This window comes from Variovorax sp. V116, from assembly GCF_041154435.1.
In the GTDB taxonomy this organism is placed as follows: domain Bacteria; phylum Pseudomonadota; class Gammaproteobacteria; order Burkholderiales; family Burkholderiaceae_C; genus Variovorax; species Variovorax paradoxus.
Genome location: NZ_AP028662.1, coordinates 959,758 through 974,440, shown reverse-complemented (window position 1 = coordinate 974,440; position 14,683 = coordinate 959,758). Strand labels below are relative to the sequence as shown.

Below are 14,683 nucleotides of genomic sequence, written 5' to 3'. Positions count from 1 at the left end.
TGCCTGGACTCTGGGAGACAGGCATGTGGGTTCGAAACTGCTGGTACGTCATTGCGTGGGATCACGAGATTTCCGACAACGCGCTGTTCACGCGCACGGTGCTCGAGGAGCCGATCCTGGTCTATAGAACCGAGGGCGGCGAGCTCGTGGCGATGCAGGACCGCTGCTGCCACCGGCATGCGCCGCTGTCGCGCGGACGCAGGGAAGGCGACTGCGTGCGCTGCGGCTACCACGGCCTCAAGTTCGCCGCCGACGGCGTTTGCGTGGAGGCACCGGGGCTGGCCAGCATTCCCGTGAAGGCGCGCGTGCGGACCTACCCGGTGGTCTCGCACAACAAGTGGATCTTCGTGTGGATGGGTGATCCGTCGCTCGCGGATCGCGCGCTGCTGCCGGACAACTTCTCGTGCGACCACCCCGACTGGCGCTACAGGCCCGGCTATGTCCACTACGACACGCCCTACCTGCTGGTCTGCGACAACCTGCTGGACTTCTCGCACCTGAGCTATGTGCATGAAGGCACGCTGGGCGGATCGACGGCCATCGCCCAGGCCGTGCCCAGGATCGAGAAGGTGCCGCGCGGCATCCGCGTGACGCGGCACGTGCCCGACGTGCCCCCGTCTCCCTTCTGGAAGTCGTTCCAGAGTTTCGAGAGCAACGTCGACCGCTACTTCATCTACGACTTCCTCCTGCCCGGCACCTTGCTGATGAAGTCGGGCGGCGCGCCGGTGGGGCAGGCCGAAGACGAGCAGCGCGGCGGCGTGCAGCTGCACAGTTGCCAGGCGCTCACGCCCGAGACCGCAACGACCACGCACTACTTCTTCCAGCAGTCGCACCGAAGCAGCATCGCGGACCCCGCGGTCACCGAGACCATCTACCGCGGCCTGGTCACCGCGTTCGAGGAAGACCGCGAAATGATCACCGCGCAGTACCTGAACATCGATCCCGAAGCGCGCATGCTGCCGCTCGCGATGGACGCCGCGCTGGTGCAGTACCGGCGGCTGCTGCAGGAAGAGGTCGAGCGCGAGCAGCGCGCCTCGCAGGCCGGCTGATGCGCCGCCCCACATCCAGAACAACTCCAGGAGACCCCGATGCGCCGCCACTTTCTCACCCTTGGCCTCACCCTGCTCGCCGCACTGCCGCTCGCGGGGCTCGCCCAAGGGAGCTTCCCGGGCAAGCCGATCCGCATCGTCGTCACGGCCCAGGCCGGCGGCGCCAACGACTTCGTCGCGCGCCTGATCGGCGAGCATGCCGCGAAGGCGCTGGGCCAGCCCTTCGTGGTCGACAACCGTGCCGGCGCCAACGGCGCGGTGGGCCTGGGCGAAGTGGCGCGGGCCGCGCCCGACGGCTACACGATCGCGGTCACGCTCGGCGATTCGCTCATCAACAACGTCGCGCTCTACAAGACGCTGCCCTACGACCCGCAGCGCGACTTCGTCTTCCTGACGCAGGTCGTGCGCAGCCCGGCCATCCTGTCGGCCAACCTCGAGCTCGGCGTGAAGGACATGGAAGGCTTCCGCAAGCTCGCGGCGCGGCCGGGCCAGCAACTCAGCTATGGCACCTGGGGACCGGGCGGGCTTGGCCACCTGGCGGGCGAGGCGCTCAACCGCAAGCTCGATGCGCACATGGTGCACGTGCCGCAGCGCGGCGAGGCGCCCGTCATGGCCGACCTGCTGAGCAACACCGTGAGCGTCGGCCTCACGTCGGCGGGCCTGGCGCGCCAGCATGTGCAGGCGGGCAAGGTCGTTCCGCTCGCGATCATGGGGCGCGAGCGCTCAGCCGTGCTGCCGCAGGTGCCCACGATGCGCGAACTGGGCTTCGACGATCCGCTGTTCGAGGCGGCGGTATGGATCGCGTTCGTCGCGCCCGCCAGGACGCCGCCCGCGGTGGTCAAGCGGCTGACGGTGGCGCTACGCAACGCCGCCGCCATGCCCGAGGTCCAGGCGCGGATGGCGGAGCGCGGGCTGGAGATGCTCAACACCACGCCCGAGCAGTTCACCGCGAACTACCGGCGCGACTTCGACGTGATCACCCGGCGCATGCGGGAGTTCGGCATCGAGGCGCAGTAGCCGCCGCAGCGGCATCGAAGTGCGCCGCGCCTGCCGCGCGGCACGGCGCCTGTCTGGCTCCTTTGCGAAGTCTTGAACGTCCTGGTTAGACCTCGGCGCTGAAAAGCGCGCCCGAAGAGGTGAATTCCTTTATAGTCAACCAATCAGTTCACCATTTTCGATCTTCCACTGGAACAAGACAATGAACACTGCTGCCTCAGCGCGTCCGGCCGACGCGCTCGACTCCAACTGGTCCCTCGTGGCCGCCGGCGCGCTGATGACCTGCGTGGCCATCGGCGTGCTGTTTTCGCTGGCCGTTTTCTTGGAGCCCATGAGCGCGGCCACCGGCTGGTCGCGCGCGGGCATTTCCAGCGCCATGACGCTGGCCTTCCTGAGCATGGGCGTGGCCGGCTTCGGCTGGGGCGCCTTGAGCGACCGCTACGGCCCGCGCGTGGTGGTGCTCGCGGGCACGGTGCTGCTCGGGCTTTCGACGGTGCTGGCCAGCCGCGCATCGACCCTGCTCGAATTCCAGCTCTTCTACGGCGTGATGATGGGCCTTGCGGCCGGCAGCTTCTTCGCGCCGGTGATCGCCACTGCCGCGTCGTGGTTCGACAGGCACCGCAGCCTGGCCGTCTCGCTGGTGTCGGCTGGCATGGGCGTGGCGCCCATGACCATCTCGCCGCTGGCCGCATGGCTGGTCACGCATTACGACTGGCGCACCGCCCAGCTGATCATCGGCATCGGCGCGTGGGTCGTGCTGCTGCCCGCGGTCTGGCTCATTCGCGCGGCGCCGCGCACCGCCCACGCCGCTCCCGGAGGCGCAGCGCCAGCGCCGGAAATGAAGATCGGACAGGCGCTGCGCTCGCGCGCCTTCCTGGTGCTCGGCATCACGTTCTTCGCCTGCTGCGCGGCCCACTCGGGCCCGATCTTCCACACGGTCAGCTATGCCATCGGCTGCGGCCTGCCGACCTTCGCGGCCGTCACCATCTACAGCATGGAAGGGGCGGCGGGCCTCGGCGGGCGGCTGCTCTTCGGCGTGCTGGCGGACCGGCTGGGCGCCAAGCGGGTGCTCGTGGGCGGCCTGCTGATCCAGGCCTTTGCCGCCGCGAGCTACCTGCTGGTGAACCGTCTCGGCGGCTTCTATGCCGTGGCCATCGTCTTCGGCCTCGCCTATGGCGGCGTGATGCCGCTCTATGCGGTGCTGGCGCGGGACTACTTCGGTCCCCGCATCCTCGGCACGGTGCTGGGTGCGGCGTCGATGCTGTCCAGCCTGGGCATGGCGCTCGGCCCGGTGCTCGGCGGCTGGCTGTTCGACCGCTACGGCAGCTATGCCTGGATGTACATCGGCTCGATGGCCGTGGGGCTTGGCGCCGTGGCCATCGCGCTCACCTTCCCGCGGACCGGTGCTGCCGGCAAGGCGCCGCGGCTACAGCCGGCGGGCTGATTTCTCGGGCGTCGATCAGCGGCACCGCCGCCTCCAAGAAGCGGCGCAGCTACAGTGCTTGCTGGGTTGTATCCTGTAGGCTACAATCCGTTCATGGTCACGGTCATTGAAACCGATGAGTTCTCCGCCTGGCTCGAGGGGCTGAAGGACGGCATGACGCGCATCCGTCTGGTCCGACAAGCCGACCCAGCAGCGCGACATTGAACGAGCCAAGAAGTTGGCTCTGGAGTTGCGAAATGAGCAAGATCAAGACCCGTCCATTTGATATCGCCAACTACCTTGCCAGCGAGGAAGACATGGTGGAGTACCTGCGCCAGGTGATGGATGACAACGACCCCGCCGAATTTGCCGGGGCGCTGGGTGCCATTGCGCGCGCACGAGGCATGGCCCAGCTCGCCAAGGACACGGGCCTCTCCCGCGAGAGCCTGTACAAGAGCCTCTCGGGAGAAAGGGCACCCAGCAGCGATACCCTGTTCAAGGTCATCAACGCGCTGGGCTTCAAGCTGAAGATAGAGCCGGCGCATTCCTGACAGCGGCCGATTCAGTTCGCATTGGCCCGCGCCGTGGCCATCGCGCTCACGTTTCCGCGGACCCGCTGCATGACTCCTTTTGCAGGCCTGGATCGTCCTGGTTCCATCCACAGCACACAACGGAGCCAGGTCATCATGAGCATCATCAAGGACAAGAACATCGTCGTCACCGGCGGAAGCCGCGGCCTGGGGCTGGGGCTGGTCGAAGCGCTGGCCGCGCAAGGCGCCAGGGTGAAGCTGGTCGCGCGCGACGCCGGCGCGCTCGAGGCCGTGCGCGCGCGGCTGGGCGTGGCCACCGTCGCTGCCGACGTGACCGACGAGGCCGCGGCCCACCGCATCCTGGCCGAGGTCCGCCCCGACATCCTCGTGCTGAACGCCGGCACGCCGCCGCGCATGGGCCGGCTGGACCAGCTGAGCTGGGCCGACTTCAGCGCGGCCTGGGAGACCGACGTCAAGGCCGGGCTCTACTGGCTGCAGGCGGCGCTCAGGCTGCCGCTCGCGCCCGGCGCCCGCGTGCTGGTGGGATCGAGCGGCGCGGCGCGCAACGGCTCGCCACTCTCGGGCGGCTATGCCGGCGCCAAGCGCATGCTCTGGTTCATGGCCAAGTACGCCAACGGCATTTCGGAGCAGCAGAAGCTCGGGATCCGCTTCCAGGCGATCGTGCCGATGCAGATGATCGGCGGCACCGGCGTGGGCGACGCGGGGGCCGCCGCCTATGCGCGCGCCATGGGCGTGGCGCCCGGCGAGTTCCTCGCGCGCTTCGGTACGCCGATGCCGCCGCGCGCCTTCGGCGACAAGGTGGTTTCGATGCTGGAGGACCCGGCCTATGCCAAGGGCTTCGCCTTCGGCTTCGGCGGCGACTCGGGCATCACGGTGCTCGAGGAGGCGGCCTCGTGAGTGCAGCACAGGCGCCTTCGCCGAACCGCAGCGGCAAGCAGGCGCAGCTGGCGGCGCTCGCCGAGGCGCTGCGGCCCGAACTGCACCGCTACTGCGCGCGCCTGATGGGCTCGGTCATCGAAGGCGAGGACGTGGTGCAGGACACCTTCGAGCGCGCCTTCGCGGCCGTGCACGCCATGGACGAGGCGACGCCGCTTCGGCCCTGGCTGTTCCGCATCGCCCACAACCGCGCGCTCGATCTGCTGCGCGGCCGGACGATCCGCATGGCCGAGCCGATCGACGCGGCCAACGACCTGGCCGACACGGCCAATCCCGACCCGATGGAGATGCTGATGCGCCAGGAAGCTGTCAAGACCGCGGTGTCGCGCTTCGCGGAACTCCCCATCCACCAGCGCAGCGTGGTGATCCTGAAGGACCTGCTCGGCGAATCGCTGGCGGAGATCGCAGCGGTGCTCGACCTCACGGTCGACGCCGTGAAGGGCCACCTCGCGCGCGGGCGTGCGCGCCTGCGGGAGATCAACGCAGAGCCGCCGGGCCCGCCCGCACCACCGCCGCCGCCGTCCGCCGCGCTCGTGCGCTATGTCGCGCTCTTCAACCAGCGCGACTGGGACGGCCTGCGCGCGCTGCTGGCCGACGACGTGCGGCTGGTCCAGTCGGCGCATCCGGTGCGCGCCGGCCGCGCCGACGTCGGCATGTTCTTCACGCTCTACGCAAAGGTCGATGGCGTATGGCTTGCCCCGGCATGGCTCGAGGGCCGCGAGGTGATCGCGGTGTTCGACCGGCGCGGCGATCCGGAACCGGGCTACATCATGTGGCTCGAGTGGCAGGGCGGCCGCATCAGCCTGATCCGCGACTACCGCCACATCCGCTACGTCACGGCCGATGCGCGGCTGCAGCTGATGGTTTCCGTCTGAGTTTTCGGAGCCAGCGGCCGCCGGCATCGAAGCCGCGGCAGGCGCCCACGGCGATCGCACCGGTGACCGCGAGCATGGCCGCGGTATGAACGCCGACCGCCGCGAGCGCCAGCAAGAGCGAGTCCGACGCGCTGAACGCCGTCGCCGCCCCATCGCCCATGCACAGCGGGATCAGCGCCGGCACTAGCATCAGGCCGGCGCCGTGGGCGGTGGACACCATGAAGGACCAGAGCGCCATCCCCGCATGCCCGGCCGGTGCGCGCGCCGCGCTGGGCGTGCGGCCCCACAGGTGAAGCCCCGCGAAGACGATCACCAGCACGCCCGCCAGCACCTGCAGCAGCGCGCGGTCGAGCGACAGGCCGAAGGCCACCGCGCCGGCCAACAGCGCCACCGAGGCGGCATGGCCGAATGCGATCGGCAGCAGCGCCCGCAGGGCCTGCCTGCGGTCGCGCGAACGCAGGCCCCAGGCGGCCGCCCACATCCAGCCGCTGGCAGGGTTCAGCCCGTGCAGGGCACCGACGCCCGCGACTGCGAGCCACGGCCAGAGGCTTGCCATGATGGTGTGCCTGCCGATTCAGCGCGGTTCAGTCGGGCGCGTGGCAGCACGAACCCGCCGCGGCCGCCGGCTTTGCGGCCGGTGCCGGTTCGTAGCGGTCGTGGTGGCGCACCCAGTCCATCGCGTAGACGGGGTTGGGCTCGTCGCGGCCCTTGGGCGTGAGGTCGAGCAGGCTGTAGGTGCCCATCATTGCTTCGACGCCGCGCTCGTAGGTCGAGTAGGTGTGGAACACCTCGCCCGCATCGCCCTTGTAGAACACGCTGATGCCGGGCGCCTCCTGCGCCGGGAAGGGCCGCACGCCGTAGTTGTAGTAGACCTCGCCCTGGCCCTCGGCCCACTGCTGCGGCGTGAAGCTCACGTTGAAGTCGTAGTTGAAGTCGTTGCCGTGCGCGGAGACCCACCTGAACTCCCAGCCCATGCGCCGGCGGAAGCGCTCGATCTGGTCCAGCGGTGCACGCGAGACGACCAAGAGCGTGACGTGGCGGTTCTCCAGGTGCACCTTCATTCCGCCGAGGTGGTCGGACATGTAGGAACAGCTCGGGCAGCCCTGCTCCCAATCGGGGCCGAGCATGAAGTGCTGCACCAGCAATTGGCGGCGGCCTTCGAACAGGTCGGCCAACGCGCGCGGGCCCTCGGGCGTGTCGAAGACGTAGTTCTTCTCGACGCGAGTCCACGGCATCGCGCGGCGCTCGCGGGCGATCTCGTCGCGCAGGTGCGTGAGTTCCTTTTCGCGCGCCAGCAGCGCCTTGCGCCGGGCGAGCCACTGGTCCTTCGAGACGACGGGGTGGTTTGTCACGGTGCTCTTTTCGGCAATGGCGGTGTTCATGCGTTTCTCCTTGGGCTCGGTGAGCCGATGTGGGTTGGGTCCATGCGCGGCTCCACCCGCCTGGTGGCCGGCGCGCTCGTCTTCGGCAGCAAAGCCGAAAGGGGGTTGTCGCGGTGGGCCGCTCAGGCCCGGGCGGCTTTCGGGCGCCGCACGGCGCGGACCTTGCCGCTGCCGCCGCCACCGCAATAGAAGAGATCGGCGCCGTCGGACTCGAGCCCGCTCACGTTGGCGCCGCGCGGCATCTCCAGCCGCTCGAGCACGGCGCCGCTGTCGGGGTCGACGCGGCGCAGCTCGCTCTCGTCGCCTTCCCAGGTGGCGTGCCACAGCTCGCCGTCGACCCAGGTCACGCCGGTCACGAAGCGGTTGGACTCGATGGTGCGCAGCACCGCGCCGCTGACCGGGTCGATCTGGAGGATCTTGCGGTCGCGGTACTGCCCGATCCAGAGGCTGCCCTCGGCCCATGTCAGGCCCGAGTCGCCGCCGTGGCCGGGCGTGGGGATCGACGCCAGCACCTTGCCGCTGGCCGGATCGATCTTGTCGATGCGCGCCTCGGCAATTTGATAGAAGTAGGTGCCGTCGAAGGCGGTGCCGGCATCGCAGGCGCAGTCGAGGGTGCGCGTGGTCTCGCCGCTCGCGGGATCGAAGGCCACCAGCTGCGCGCCGGTGGCCGCCCAGACGCGCTCGCCGTCGTGGGTCACGCCGGCCACGCTGGCGGCGCCGGCGAAGGGGCCGTACTCGCGCACGATCTCGGCCGTGCGCGGCGCGGCTTCCGTCTTGTCTTTCTTGCTCGCTTTGCTGCTGTTCATCGCTGGCTCCTTGTTGGCGGGCTCCGGGTTCGGCGCCTTGGAGACAACTCTATTCAATCGGCAGCGCGGCGGGGAGTAACAAGATCGTCGTGAATCCCGCCAGCGGCGGCGCCAGCCAGCGCTGCGCCCGCGCCCGGCCGATGGCGCGCACCCGCCCCTCGGCCTCGAGCTCGGCCAGCGCGCGCTGCACCGTGCGCTGGCTCGCGTCCAGCGCCAGTGCCAGCGCCGAGGTCGACCATGCCGCGCCATCGGACAGCAGCGCCACCAGCGAAGCCTGTTCGCCGTCGATGGGCGGCGCAAGCACGACCACCTCGCGCGCATCGCGCGGCCTGAGCGCAAAGCCGCGCGCCGTGGCCTCGATGCCGGCCTCGGCCGCGACCAGCGCGCGCAGGCGGCCGATCTCGACCCGCAGGCGCGCGCGCAGCGTCTCGTCGGGATGGCGGGTGTTGAACGCGTAGGCGATCAGCGCCTCGCGGTCGACGTCGCCGGGCCAGGCCTCGGCGAGCGCACGCGCCAGCGCGAACAGCACCGGCCGGCGCGCCAGCGGCCGCCATGCGCCGCCGGCGCCCACGCCGCGGCGGCAGGCGTCGACCACCAGCGCGTCCGAGGCCCGCAGCGCCGCCACCTCGTCGAGCCGCAACTCCTCTTGCCCGCCGGCAAAGAGCCGCCGTGCCGCGGGACGGTCGAGCGCGGCCCGCGCCTCCGCCACCTCGGCCGAGAGCGCGGGCACGCGTGCGCGGTCGGCCGCCGCCTGCGCACGGGCCAGCGCCGCGCGCGCCGGGCCGACGTGCAGCGAGCGCAGCGCCAATTCCATGGCGGTCAGCTCGGCCACCGCCTCGAGCGCCGGCGGCAGGTCGCGCGCATCGAGCGGCGCCAGCGCGGCCCGGGCCGCCTCGAGCCGGCCGAGCAGCAGCTGCTGGCGCGCCGCGATGAGCCGCGCCTGCAGCGCGTTGGCACGGTCCGCGTGCGCTTCGAGCGTGGCCGCCGCCGCGGCCAGCGCGCGCGGCGAGCCGCCGAGCTCGCGCATGGCCATCGCCACCTCGGCCTCGGCCACCACGCAGCGCGCGCGCGCCAGTTCCTCGTGGGCGCCAAAGCCGCGCGCGGCGCGCCGCAGCAGTTCGCGCGCGCGCGGATGCTCGCCGAGCTGCGCCATCGCAATGCCGCGCAGGGCCAGCGCCGGCGGGTCGTCGCGCAGCGCGACCCGCTTGAGCGCGCCAAGCGCGTCGCCGGCGGCCAGGGCGCGGGCGGAGGCGGCAATCAGGGAATCCATGGGGCGAGGCTACACCGGCGCCAACACCGATCTCGGCCTGCAACAGGTCTTTCGAACGCTTGAGGGGATCGCGGTCCGGATATTTCTCCAACGTCAGCTTGACGTCCACGAAATCCATGGGATGCATGGTGTTCATGAGCGCCATCTCACCGGTCGTGGAGACCACATCTGCTGACCGTGGAGAGGCGAGGCCTCGCTTCCTTTCACTGCAAACAGACGATTTCAAAGAACATGGTGAAAGTCCATATAAGTCAACCGTTTAGATAGAAATCTCAAGGTAAGACACTGTGGTTTCTGACGGCCATTGGCTGGCCGTCTCCTCTCAATGAACCTGCTTTATGAAGCCTGACTTCACAAGGCATGCAATATTCGCCACTGTTTCTTTCTGATGCTTCTTCCTACAGTCGCCTCCAGCGCCGACCGGCGCCCCCACCCCACGAAGAAGAACGGACCCCACCATGAGCGCGCTCAATGTCAACGGCCGCGACCACACGGTCGACGCCGATCCCGGCACCCCCATCCTCTGGGCCCTGCGTGACACGCTGGGCATGACGGGCACCAAGTTCGGCTGCGGCGCGGCGCTGTGCGGCGCCTGCACGGTGCACCTGGACGGCCAAGCCATCCGCTCGTGCATCACGCCCATCTCGGCCGCAGAGGGCAAGAAGATCGTCACCATCGAGGCCGCAACGGACGGCAGCGACCCGGTCGGTGCCGCGGTGCATACCGCGTGGGTCAAGCACGACGTGGCGCAGTGCGGCTACTGCCAGAGCGGCCAGATCATGAGCGCCACGGCGTTCCTCAAGTCGCAGCCCCGGGGCAAGCAGCCCACGGCGGCCGAGATCGATGCCGCCATGGCCGGCAACATCTGCCGCTGCGGCACCTACGCCCGCATCCGCGCCGCGGTGGCCGATGCCGCCAAATCCCTGGCCTGAAGGAGCATCCGCCATGTTGCCCACTCACATCGATTCCACCGAACTGCCGCGCATCCTTCAGCGCCTGATGGCCGAAGCAAGCCAATCACAACCCGAGGACACCACCGCATTGCCGCGCCGCAGCTTCCTCAAGCTGGCTGGCGCCGGCGGCCTCGCGCTCGGCGCCTTTCCCCACATGGCCATGGCGCAGGCCACCGGCAAGCAAGCGGCGGCCAGCACCCTCAAGCCGACGCAGCAGCCTTCGGCTTTCGTGCAGATCGCGCCCAACGGCGAAGTCACCGTGACCCACAACCGCCTCGAATTCGGCCAGGGGGTGCAGACCGGCCTGCCGATGATCCTGGCCGAGGAGCTCGATGCCGACTGGAGCCTGGTGCGCAGCAAGAGCGGCACCAATGACGCCGCCTACCACGACCCGGTCTTCGGCATGCACCTGACCGGCGGCTCCAACTCGATCAAGAACAGCTTCACGCAGTACCGCGAGCTCGGCGCGCGCGCCCGCGCCATGCTGCTGTCGGCCGCGGCGGCGCGCTGGAACGTCGACGTATCCACGCTGCGCACGCAGGCCGGCACCGTGCTGGGCCCGAACGGCCGCAAGCTGGGCTACGGCGAACTGGCCGAGGCCGCCATGGCGCTGCCGGTGCCCGAGAAGGTCAGGCTGAAGGACCCCAAGGACTTCAAGCTCATCGGCCGACCGACCACGCGGCTGGATGCGCGCGCCAAGAGCAGCGGCCGGCAGGACTACGGCATCGACGTCAAGCATGCCGGCCAGCTCACGGCCGTGGTGGCGCATCCGCCGGTGTTCGGCGCGCGCCTGGCTTCGGTGGACGACAGCGCCGCGCGCGCCGTCAAGGGCGTGAAGGCCGTGCTGCGCGTGCCGCTGGACCGTGGCGCCGAGGGCGTGGCCGTGGTGGCCGACGGCTACTGGCCGGCCAAGCTGGGCCGCGACGCGCTCAAGCTGCAGTGGGATACGGCCGCCGTCGAAAAGGTCGACAGCGGCAGGCAACTGGTCCAGTACCGCGAACTGGCCAAACAGCCCGGCGCGCGCAAGTTCGACGCCGACATGGCGCCGCTGGCCAAGGCGCCGCGGCAGCTGGAAGCCGAGTTCGTGTTCCCCTACCTCGCCCATGCGCCGATGGAGCCGCTGAACTGCACTGTCCAGCTGTCGGGCGACAGCGCCGAGCTGTGGGTCGGCACCCAGTGCGCGGGGCTCGACGGTGCCGCGGCGGCGCGCGCGCTCGGCCTCAAGCCCGAGCAGGTGCGCGTGAACGTGCAGATGGCGGGCGGCGGCTTCGGCCGGCGCTTCGTGAGCACCAGCGACGTGATCGTGGAGGCCTGCGAGATCGCCAAGGCCGCGCGCGCCGCCGGGCTCAACGCGCCGGTGCGCCTGCTGTGGAGCCGCGAGGACGACATCAAGGGCGGCTACTACCGCCCCATGCACCTGCACCGCGCGCGCATCGGCTTCGACGAGCGCGGCAAGGTGCTGGCCTGGGACCACGTCATCGTGGGCCAGTCGATCACCGCCGGCTCCGTGTTCGAGCCCTTCCAGGTGAAGAACGGCATCGACGCCACGGCCACCGAGGGCATGCGCGATCCTTACCCGCTGCCGATGCGCCTGACCGTGCACCACCCCAAGGTCAACGTGCCGGTGCTGTGGTGGCGCAGCGTGGGCTCCACCCACACCGCCTTCGTGATGGAGACCCTGCTCGACGAGATCGCGCGCAGCACAAAGCAGGACCCGGTGGCCTACCGCATGCAGCTCTTCGGCGACAAGCACCCGCGCCACCGCGCCGCGCTGCAGCTCGCCGTCGACCGCAGCGGCTATGGCAAGAAGCAGCTGCCCGCCGGCCGCGCCTGGGGCGTGGCGGTGCACGAGTCCTTCGAGTCGGTGGTGGCCTATGTGGTGGAGGCTTCGGTGAAGGACGGCCAGCCGGTGCTGCACCGCGCCACCGCCGGCGTGCACTGCAACCTGGCCGTCAATCCGCGCAGCGTGGAAGCGCAGGTGCAGGGCGCCGCGGTCATGGGCCTGTCGATGTGCCTGCCGGGCGGCGCCATCACGCTGAAGGACGGCGAAGTGCAGCAGGGCAACTTCGGCGACTTCACCGTGCCGCGCATCACCGACATGCCCGAGTTCGCCGTGCACATCGTGCCGAGCGCGGAACCGCCCAAGGGCATCGGCGAGCCGGGCCTGCCGCCGCTGGCGCCGGCTTTTGCGAACGCGATCGCGCAACTGACGGGCAAGCCGCTGCGGCAGCTGCCGTTCGACCTGGCTGACACAAAACCGGCATGAGCCGCACCCCGACGCGCATGCACTGAGCCGGGCGGGCACGGAACGGTGTGCGCCCTAACGGCGCAGCGCCGGCGAAGCTTCGGCCTCCTCGATGTGCCCACCCAAAGCGGCATTCGGGCTCGGCTCCGCAGGCCGCCGAAGCGTTGCTTCCTGGGCCAGCCGCGTGGCGATCGCCTGTTCGACGGCCCGGCGCGGCGCAAGCTGTATGCGGCCGCACTGGGCGCAGCGATAAAGCCGCAGCGAAGGGAACAGGCGCATCCACAGCCGCCGCTGGAGCCGTTTCATGTGGGCAAAGCCGCACGTGCAACTTGAAAACAGGTTGTGCAAGACAAGCTCCAAAGGGTTCACGGCACCGAGCTTGTCTGTCGCTGGAACCTCTCAGCTCCAGGCAGCTACGTTGCGTAATTGTTTGTCTAAATTTCGCGCCATTGTGTTGAGATTGGTAACTGTTAACACTCCCACAAAGTGGTGAGTGGCTGCGCGGACCGTTGGGGTATGCCGATGCCTCCGGCATGGGATGCACGGGGCTCAGGGCGTGCTTTCCGGCCGCGGCACGCCCAGCTTGCGCAGCGTCCGGTGGAAGTTGCTGCGGTCGATGCCGGCCTCGCGCGCCGCATTGGCCACGTGCCCGCGGTGCCGCGCCAGCGCATCGGCGAGCCAGGCGCGCTGGAAGGCCTCGGTGGCTTCGCGCAGCGTGGCGCCGCCACTGGCAACGCCCGCGTGCTGGCCTGCCGGCGCCGGTGCAGGTGGCGCAGGCGACGCTGCCGGACCGCCGGCCGCCGCAGCCTCCAGCGCCAGGTGATGCGGCTCGATCGCCGTCCAGCGCGCGCCGCGGCGCTGCTCCCTGAAGGCGCGCAGCGACGCGCGGCTGATCACATGCTCCAGCTCGCGCACGTTGCCGGGCCAGCCGTGCGCGAGCAGGGCGGCCTTGGCGGCCGGCGACAGCCGCAGGTTGCGCGCGCCCAGGCGATGCTGGTTCTCTTCAAGGAAGCCGCCCGCGAGCGCCACCACGTCGCGCCCGCGCTCGCGCAGCGGCGGCACGACCAGCGGATAGACCGAGAGCCGGTGGTAGAGGTCGGCCCGGAAGCGGCCCTGCGCGATCGCCGCGGGCAGGTCGCGGTTGGTGGCCGCGATCACGCGCACGTCGACCTTCAGCGTGCGGTCGCTGCCGGGCCGCTGCAGCTCGCCGCTCTGCAGCACGCGCAGCAGCTTGGCCTGCACCGTCAGCGGCAGTTCGCCGACCTCGTCGAGAAAGAGCGTGCCGCCATCGGCGATCTCGAACTTGCCGTTGCGGTCCTGCACCGCGCCGGTGAAGGCGCCGCGCTTGTGGCCGAAGAGCTCGCTGTCGGCCAGCGTCTCGGGCAACGCCGCGCAGTTCACCTGCACCAGCGGCTGGTCGCTGCGGCGCGAGCGCGCATGCAGGCGCTGCGCCACCAGGTCCTTGCCCACGCCGGTCTCGCCGAGCAGCAGCACCGTGAGGTCGGACACCGCGACCGTGTCGATCTCGCTGCACAGCTGCTTCATCGCGGGGCTGCTGCCAAGGAGCTCGCGCGTGGCGCCGCGGCCCGAGCGCAGGGCCTGGGCCACGGCCTGCTCGCGCATGGCGCGCGCTTCCATTTCCTGGATCGTGTGGGCAGCCTCGATGCCGGTTTCGACCAGCGCCACCAGCGCGTCGAGCTGTGCCGGGCCCACGGCCTCGAAGGTGCCGGCGTCGAGCGCGTCCAGTGTCAGCAAGCCCCAGGTGGCACCGCGCAGGCGCAGCGGCGCGCCCATGCAGTCGTGCACGGGCAGGATGCCCGGCTGGCCCGCGACGAGGCCGTCGTACGGGTCAGGCAGGCCGCAGTCGTGCGGGAAGCGCAGGCCCCGCCCGCTCTCGAGCAGGCGGGCAAAGCGCGGGTGCGAGGCCACGGGGAACTGCCGCCCCAGGGTTTCGTCGCTCAGGCCGTCCACGGCCAGCGGCCGCAGCACGTCGCCGTCGAGCCGCAGCAGCGCGGCGGCATCGCATCGCACGAGGCCGCGCGCAGCGGCAAGGAGCGAGCGGTAGCGCTGCGCCTCGGTGGCCGCGGCCGCTTCGCCCGTGGTCGAATTGACACTGTTTGTGGTCATAAATACAACATGGATCCTGTTGCGAATTTGACCACGTATCGCAAATCCCCAGCGGCGGCGGGCACTTGCG

The 14,683-nt window shown here is 70.2% G+C and carries 14 protein-coding genes and 1 pseudogene; 8 read left to right on the top strand and 7 right to left on the bottom strand.

All coding sequences use genetic code 11. From position 1 onward, the window contains the following. The first annotated feature begins 23 nt into the window (after positions 1-23). From ACAM58_RS30605 to ACAM58_RS30580, 6 genes are all read left to right on the top strand, one after another. The gene (locus ACAM58_RS30605; protein WP_369664621.1) at positions 24-1,049 is read left to right on the top strand and encodes a Rieske 2Fe-2S domain-containing protein; all 1,026 of its coding nucleotides are present in this window, start codon (positions 24-26) and stop codon (positions 1,047-1,049) included. Between the two features lie 39 nt (positions 1,050-1,088). Next, on the top strand, positions 1,089-2,066 hold the full coding sequence (locus tag ACAM58_RS30600; RefSeq protein ID WP_369664620.1) for a Bug family tripartite tricarboxylate transporter substrate binding protein: 978 nt from the start codon (positions 1,089-1,091) through the stop codon (positions 2,064-2,066). Between the two features lie 181 nt (positions 2,067-2,247). Next, entirely contained in the window at positions 2,248-3,489 is a 1,242-nt protein-coding gene (locus ACAM58_RS30595; protein WP_015866334.1) for an MFS transporter, read from the top strand. A 236-nt stretch (positions 3,490-3,725) separates the two neighbouring features. Then, positions 3,726-4,019, top strand: a complete 294-nt coding sequence (locus ACAM58_RS30590; protein WP_015866336.1) for an addiction module antidote protein — start codon at positions 3,726-3,728, stop codon at positions 4,017-4,019. A gap of 135 nt (positions 4,020-4,154) precedes the next feature. Then, positions 4,155-4,916 (top strand): SDR family NAD(P)-dependent oxidoreductase, encoded by a 762-nt coding sequence (locus ACAM58_RS30585; protein ID WP_278880857.1) that lies wholly within the window; start codon positions 4,155-4,157, stop codon positions 4,914-4,916. Next, positions 4,913-5,830 (top strand): sigma-70 family RNA polymerase sigma factor, encoded by a 918-nt coding sequence (locus ACAM58_RS30580; protein WP_369664619.1) that lies wholly within the window; start codon positions 4,913-4,915, stop codon positions 5,828-5,830. Before ACAM58_RS30585 ends, ACAM58_RS30580 begins: the two co-directional genes overlap by 4 nt. Here the strand turns inward: ACAM58_RS30580 and ACAM58_RS30575 are convergent. The 5 genes and pseudogenes from ACAM58_RS30575 to ACAM58_RS30555 form a co-directional block, all read right to left on the bottom strand. Then, positions 5,790-6,386: a hypothetical protein gene (locus tag ACAM58_RS30575; protein ID WP_369664618.1), complete on the bottom strand. Its 597-nt coding sequence runs from the start codon at positions 6,384-6,386 to the stop codon at positions 5,790-5,792. The genes ACAM58_RS30580 and ACAM58_RS30575 overlap by 41 nt on opposite strands. 28 nt (positions 6,387-6,414) lie before the next feature. Next, positions 6,415-7,212 (bottom strand): DUF899 domain-containing protein, encoded by a 798-nt coding sequence (locus ACAM58_RS30570; protein ID WP_369664617.1) that lies wholly within the window; start codon positions 7,210-7,212, stop codon positions 6,415-6,417. 122 nt (positions 7,213-7,334) lie between these two features. Next, a complete protein-coding gene (locus tag ACAM58_RS30565; RefSeq protein ID WP_015866341.1) occupies positions 7,335-8,018 on the bottom strand; it encodes a hypothetical protein in 684 nt (227 codons plus the stop codon). Positions 8,019-8,067: 49 nt separating this feature from the next. Next, the gene (locus tag ACAM58_RS30560; RefSeq protein ID WP_369664616.1) at positions 8,068-9,288 is read right to left on the bottom strand and encodes a helix-turn-helix domain-containing protein; all 1,221 of its coding nucleotides are present in this window, start codon (positions 9,286-9,288) and stop codon (positions 8,068-8,070) included. 91 nt (positions 9,289-9,379) lie between these two features. Beyond that, a pseudogene (locus ACAM58_RS30555) lies at positions 9,380-9,424 on the bottom strand (hypothetical protein); the annotation flags it as partial. 322 nt (positions 9,425-9,746) lie between these two features. Here ACAM58_RS30555 and ACAM58_RS30550 point away from each other — a divergent pair. Together ACAM58_RS30550 and ACAM58_RS30545 are read left to right on the top strand one after the other, a co-directional pair. Continuing rightward, a complete protein-coding gene (locus ACAM58_RS30550) occupies positions 9,747-10,220 on the top strand; it encodes a (2Fe-2S)-binding protein (protein ID WP_062365312.1) in 474 nt (157 codons plus the stop codon). Positions 10,221-10,233: 13 nt separating this feature from the next. Then, complete coding sequence (locus tag ACAM58_RS30545; RefSeq protein WP_369664615.1) at positions 10,234-12,507, top strand: molybdopterin cofactor-binding domain-containing protein; 2,274 nt, start codon at positions 10,234-10,236, stop codon at positions 12,505-12,507. Positions 12,508-12,561: 54 nt separating this feature from the next. Here the strand turns inward: ACAM58_RS30545 and ACAM58_RS30540 are convergent, their stop codons facing one another. Further along, on the bottom strand, positions 12,562-12,834 hold the full coding sequence (locus ACAM58_RS30540; RefSeq protein WP_278879842.1) for a hypothetical protein: 273 nt from the start codon (positions 12,832-12,834) through the stop codon (positions 12,562-12,564). 201 nt (positions 12,835-13,035) lie between these two features. Beyond that, the gene (gene norR / locus ACAM58_RS30535; protein WP_369664614.1) at positions 13,036-14,613 is read right to left on the bottom strand and encodes a nitric oxide reductase transcriptional regulator NorR; all 1,578 of its coding nucleotides are present in this window, start codon (positions 14,611-14,613) and stop codon (positions 13,036-13,038) included. Positions 14,614-14,683 lie beyond the last annotated feature (70 nt).

Bases quoted from the DNA above. Each gene is read 5' to 3' on its own strand.
- ACAM58_RS30575 (WP_369664618.1), bottom strand. From the start codon at position 6,386: ATGGCAAGCCTCTGGCCGTGGCTCGCAGTCGCGGGCGTCGGTGCCCTG.
- ACAM58_RS30590 (WP_015866336.1), top strand. From the start codon at position 3,726: ATGAGCAAGATCAAGACCCGTCCATTTGATATCGCCAACTACCTTGCC.
- ACAM58_RS30595 (WP_015866334.1), top strand. From the start codon at position 2,248: ATGAACACTGCTGCCTCAGCGCGTCCGGCCGACGCGCTCGACTCCAAC.
- ACAM58_RS30565 (WP_015866341.1), bottom strand. From the start codon at position 8,018: ATGAACAGCAGCAAAGCGAGCAAGAAAGACAAGACGGAAGCCGCGCCG.
- ACAM58_RS30560 (WP_369664616.1), bottom strand. From the start codon at position 9,288: ATGGATTCCCTGATTGCCGCCTCCGCCCGCGCCCTGGCCGCCGGCGAC.
- ACAM58_RS30585 (WP_278880857.1), top strand. From the start codon at position 4,155: ATGAGCATCATCAAGGACAAGAACATCGTCGTCACCGGCGGAAGCCGC.
- norR (WP_369664614.1), bottom strand. From the start codon at position 14,613: ATGACCACAAACAGTGTCAATTCGACCACGGGCGAAGCGGCCGCGGCC.
- ACAM58_RS30545 (WP_369664615.1), top strand. From the start codon at position 10,234: ATGTTGCCCACTCACATCGATTCCACCGAACTGCCGCGCATCCTTCAG.
- ACAM58_RS30570 (WP_369664617.1), bottom strand. From the start codon at position 7,212: ATGAACACCGCCATTGCCGAAAAGAGCACCGTGACAAACCACCCCGTC.
- ACAM58_RS30550 (WP_062365312.1), top strand. From the start codon at position 9,747: ATGAGCGCGCTCAATGTCAACGGCCGCGACCACACGGTCGACGCCGAT.
- ACAM58_RS30600 (WP_369664620.1), top strand. From the start codon at position 1,089: ATGCGCCGCCACTTTCTCACCCTTGGCCTCACCCTGCTCGCCGCACTG.
- ACAM58_RS30605 (WP_369664621.1), top strand. From the start codon at position 24: ATGTGGGTTCGAAACTGCTGGTACGTCATTGCGTGGGATCACGAGATT.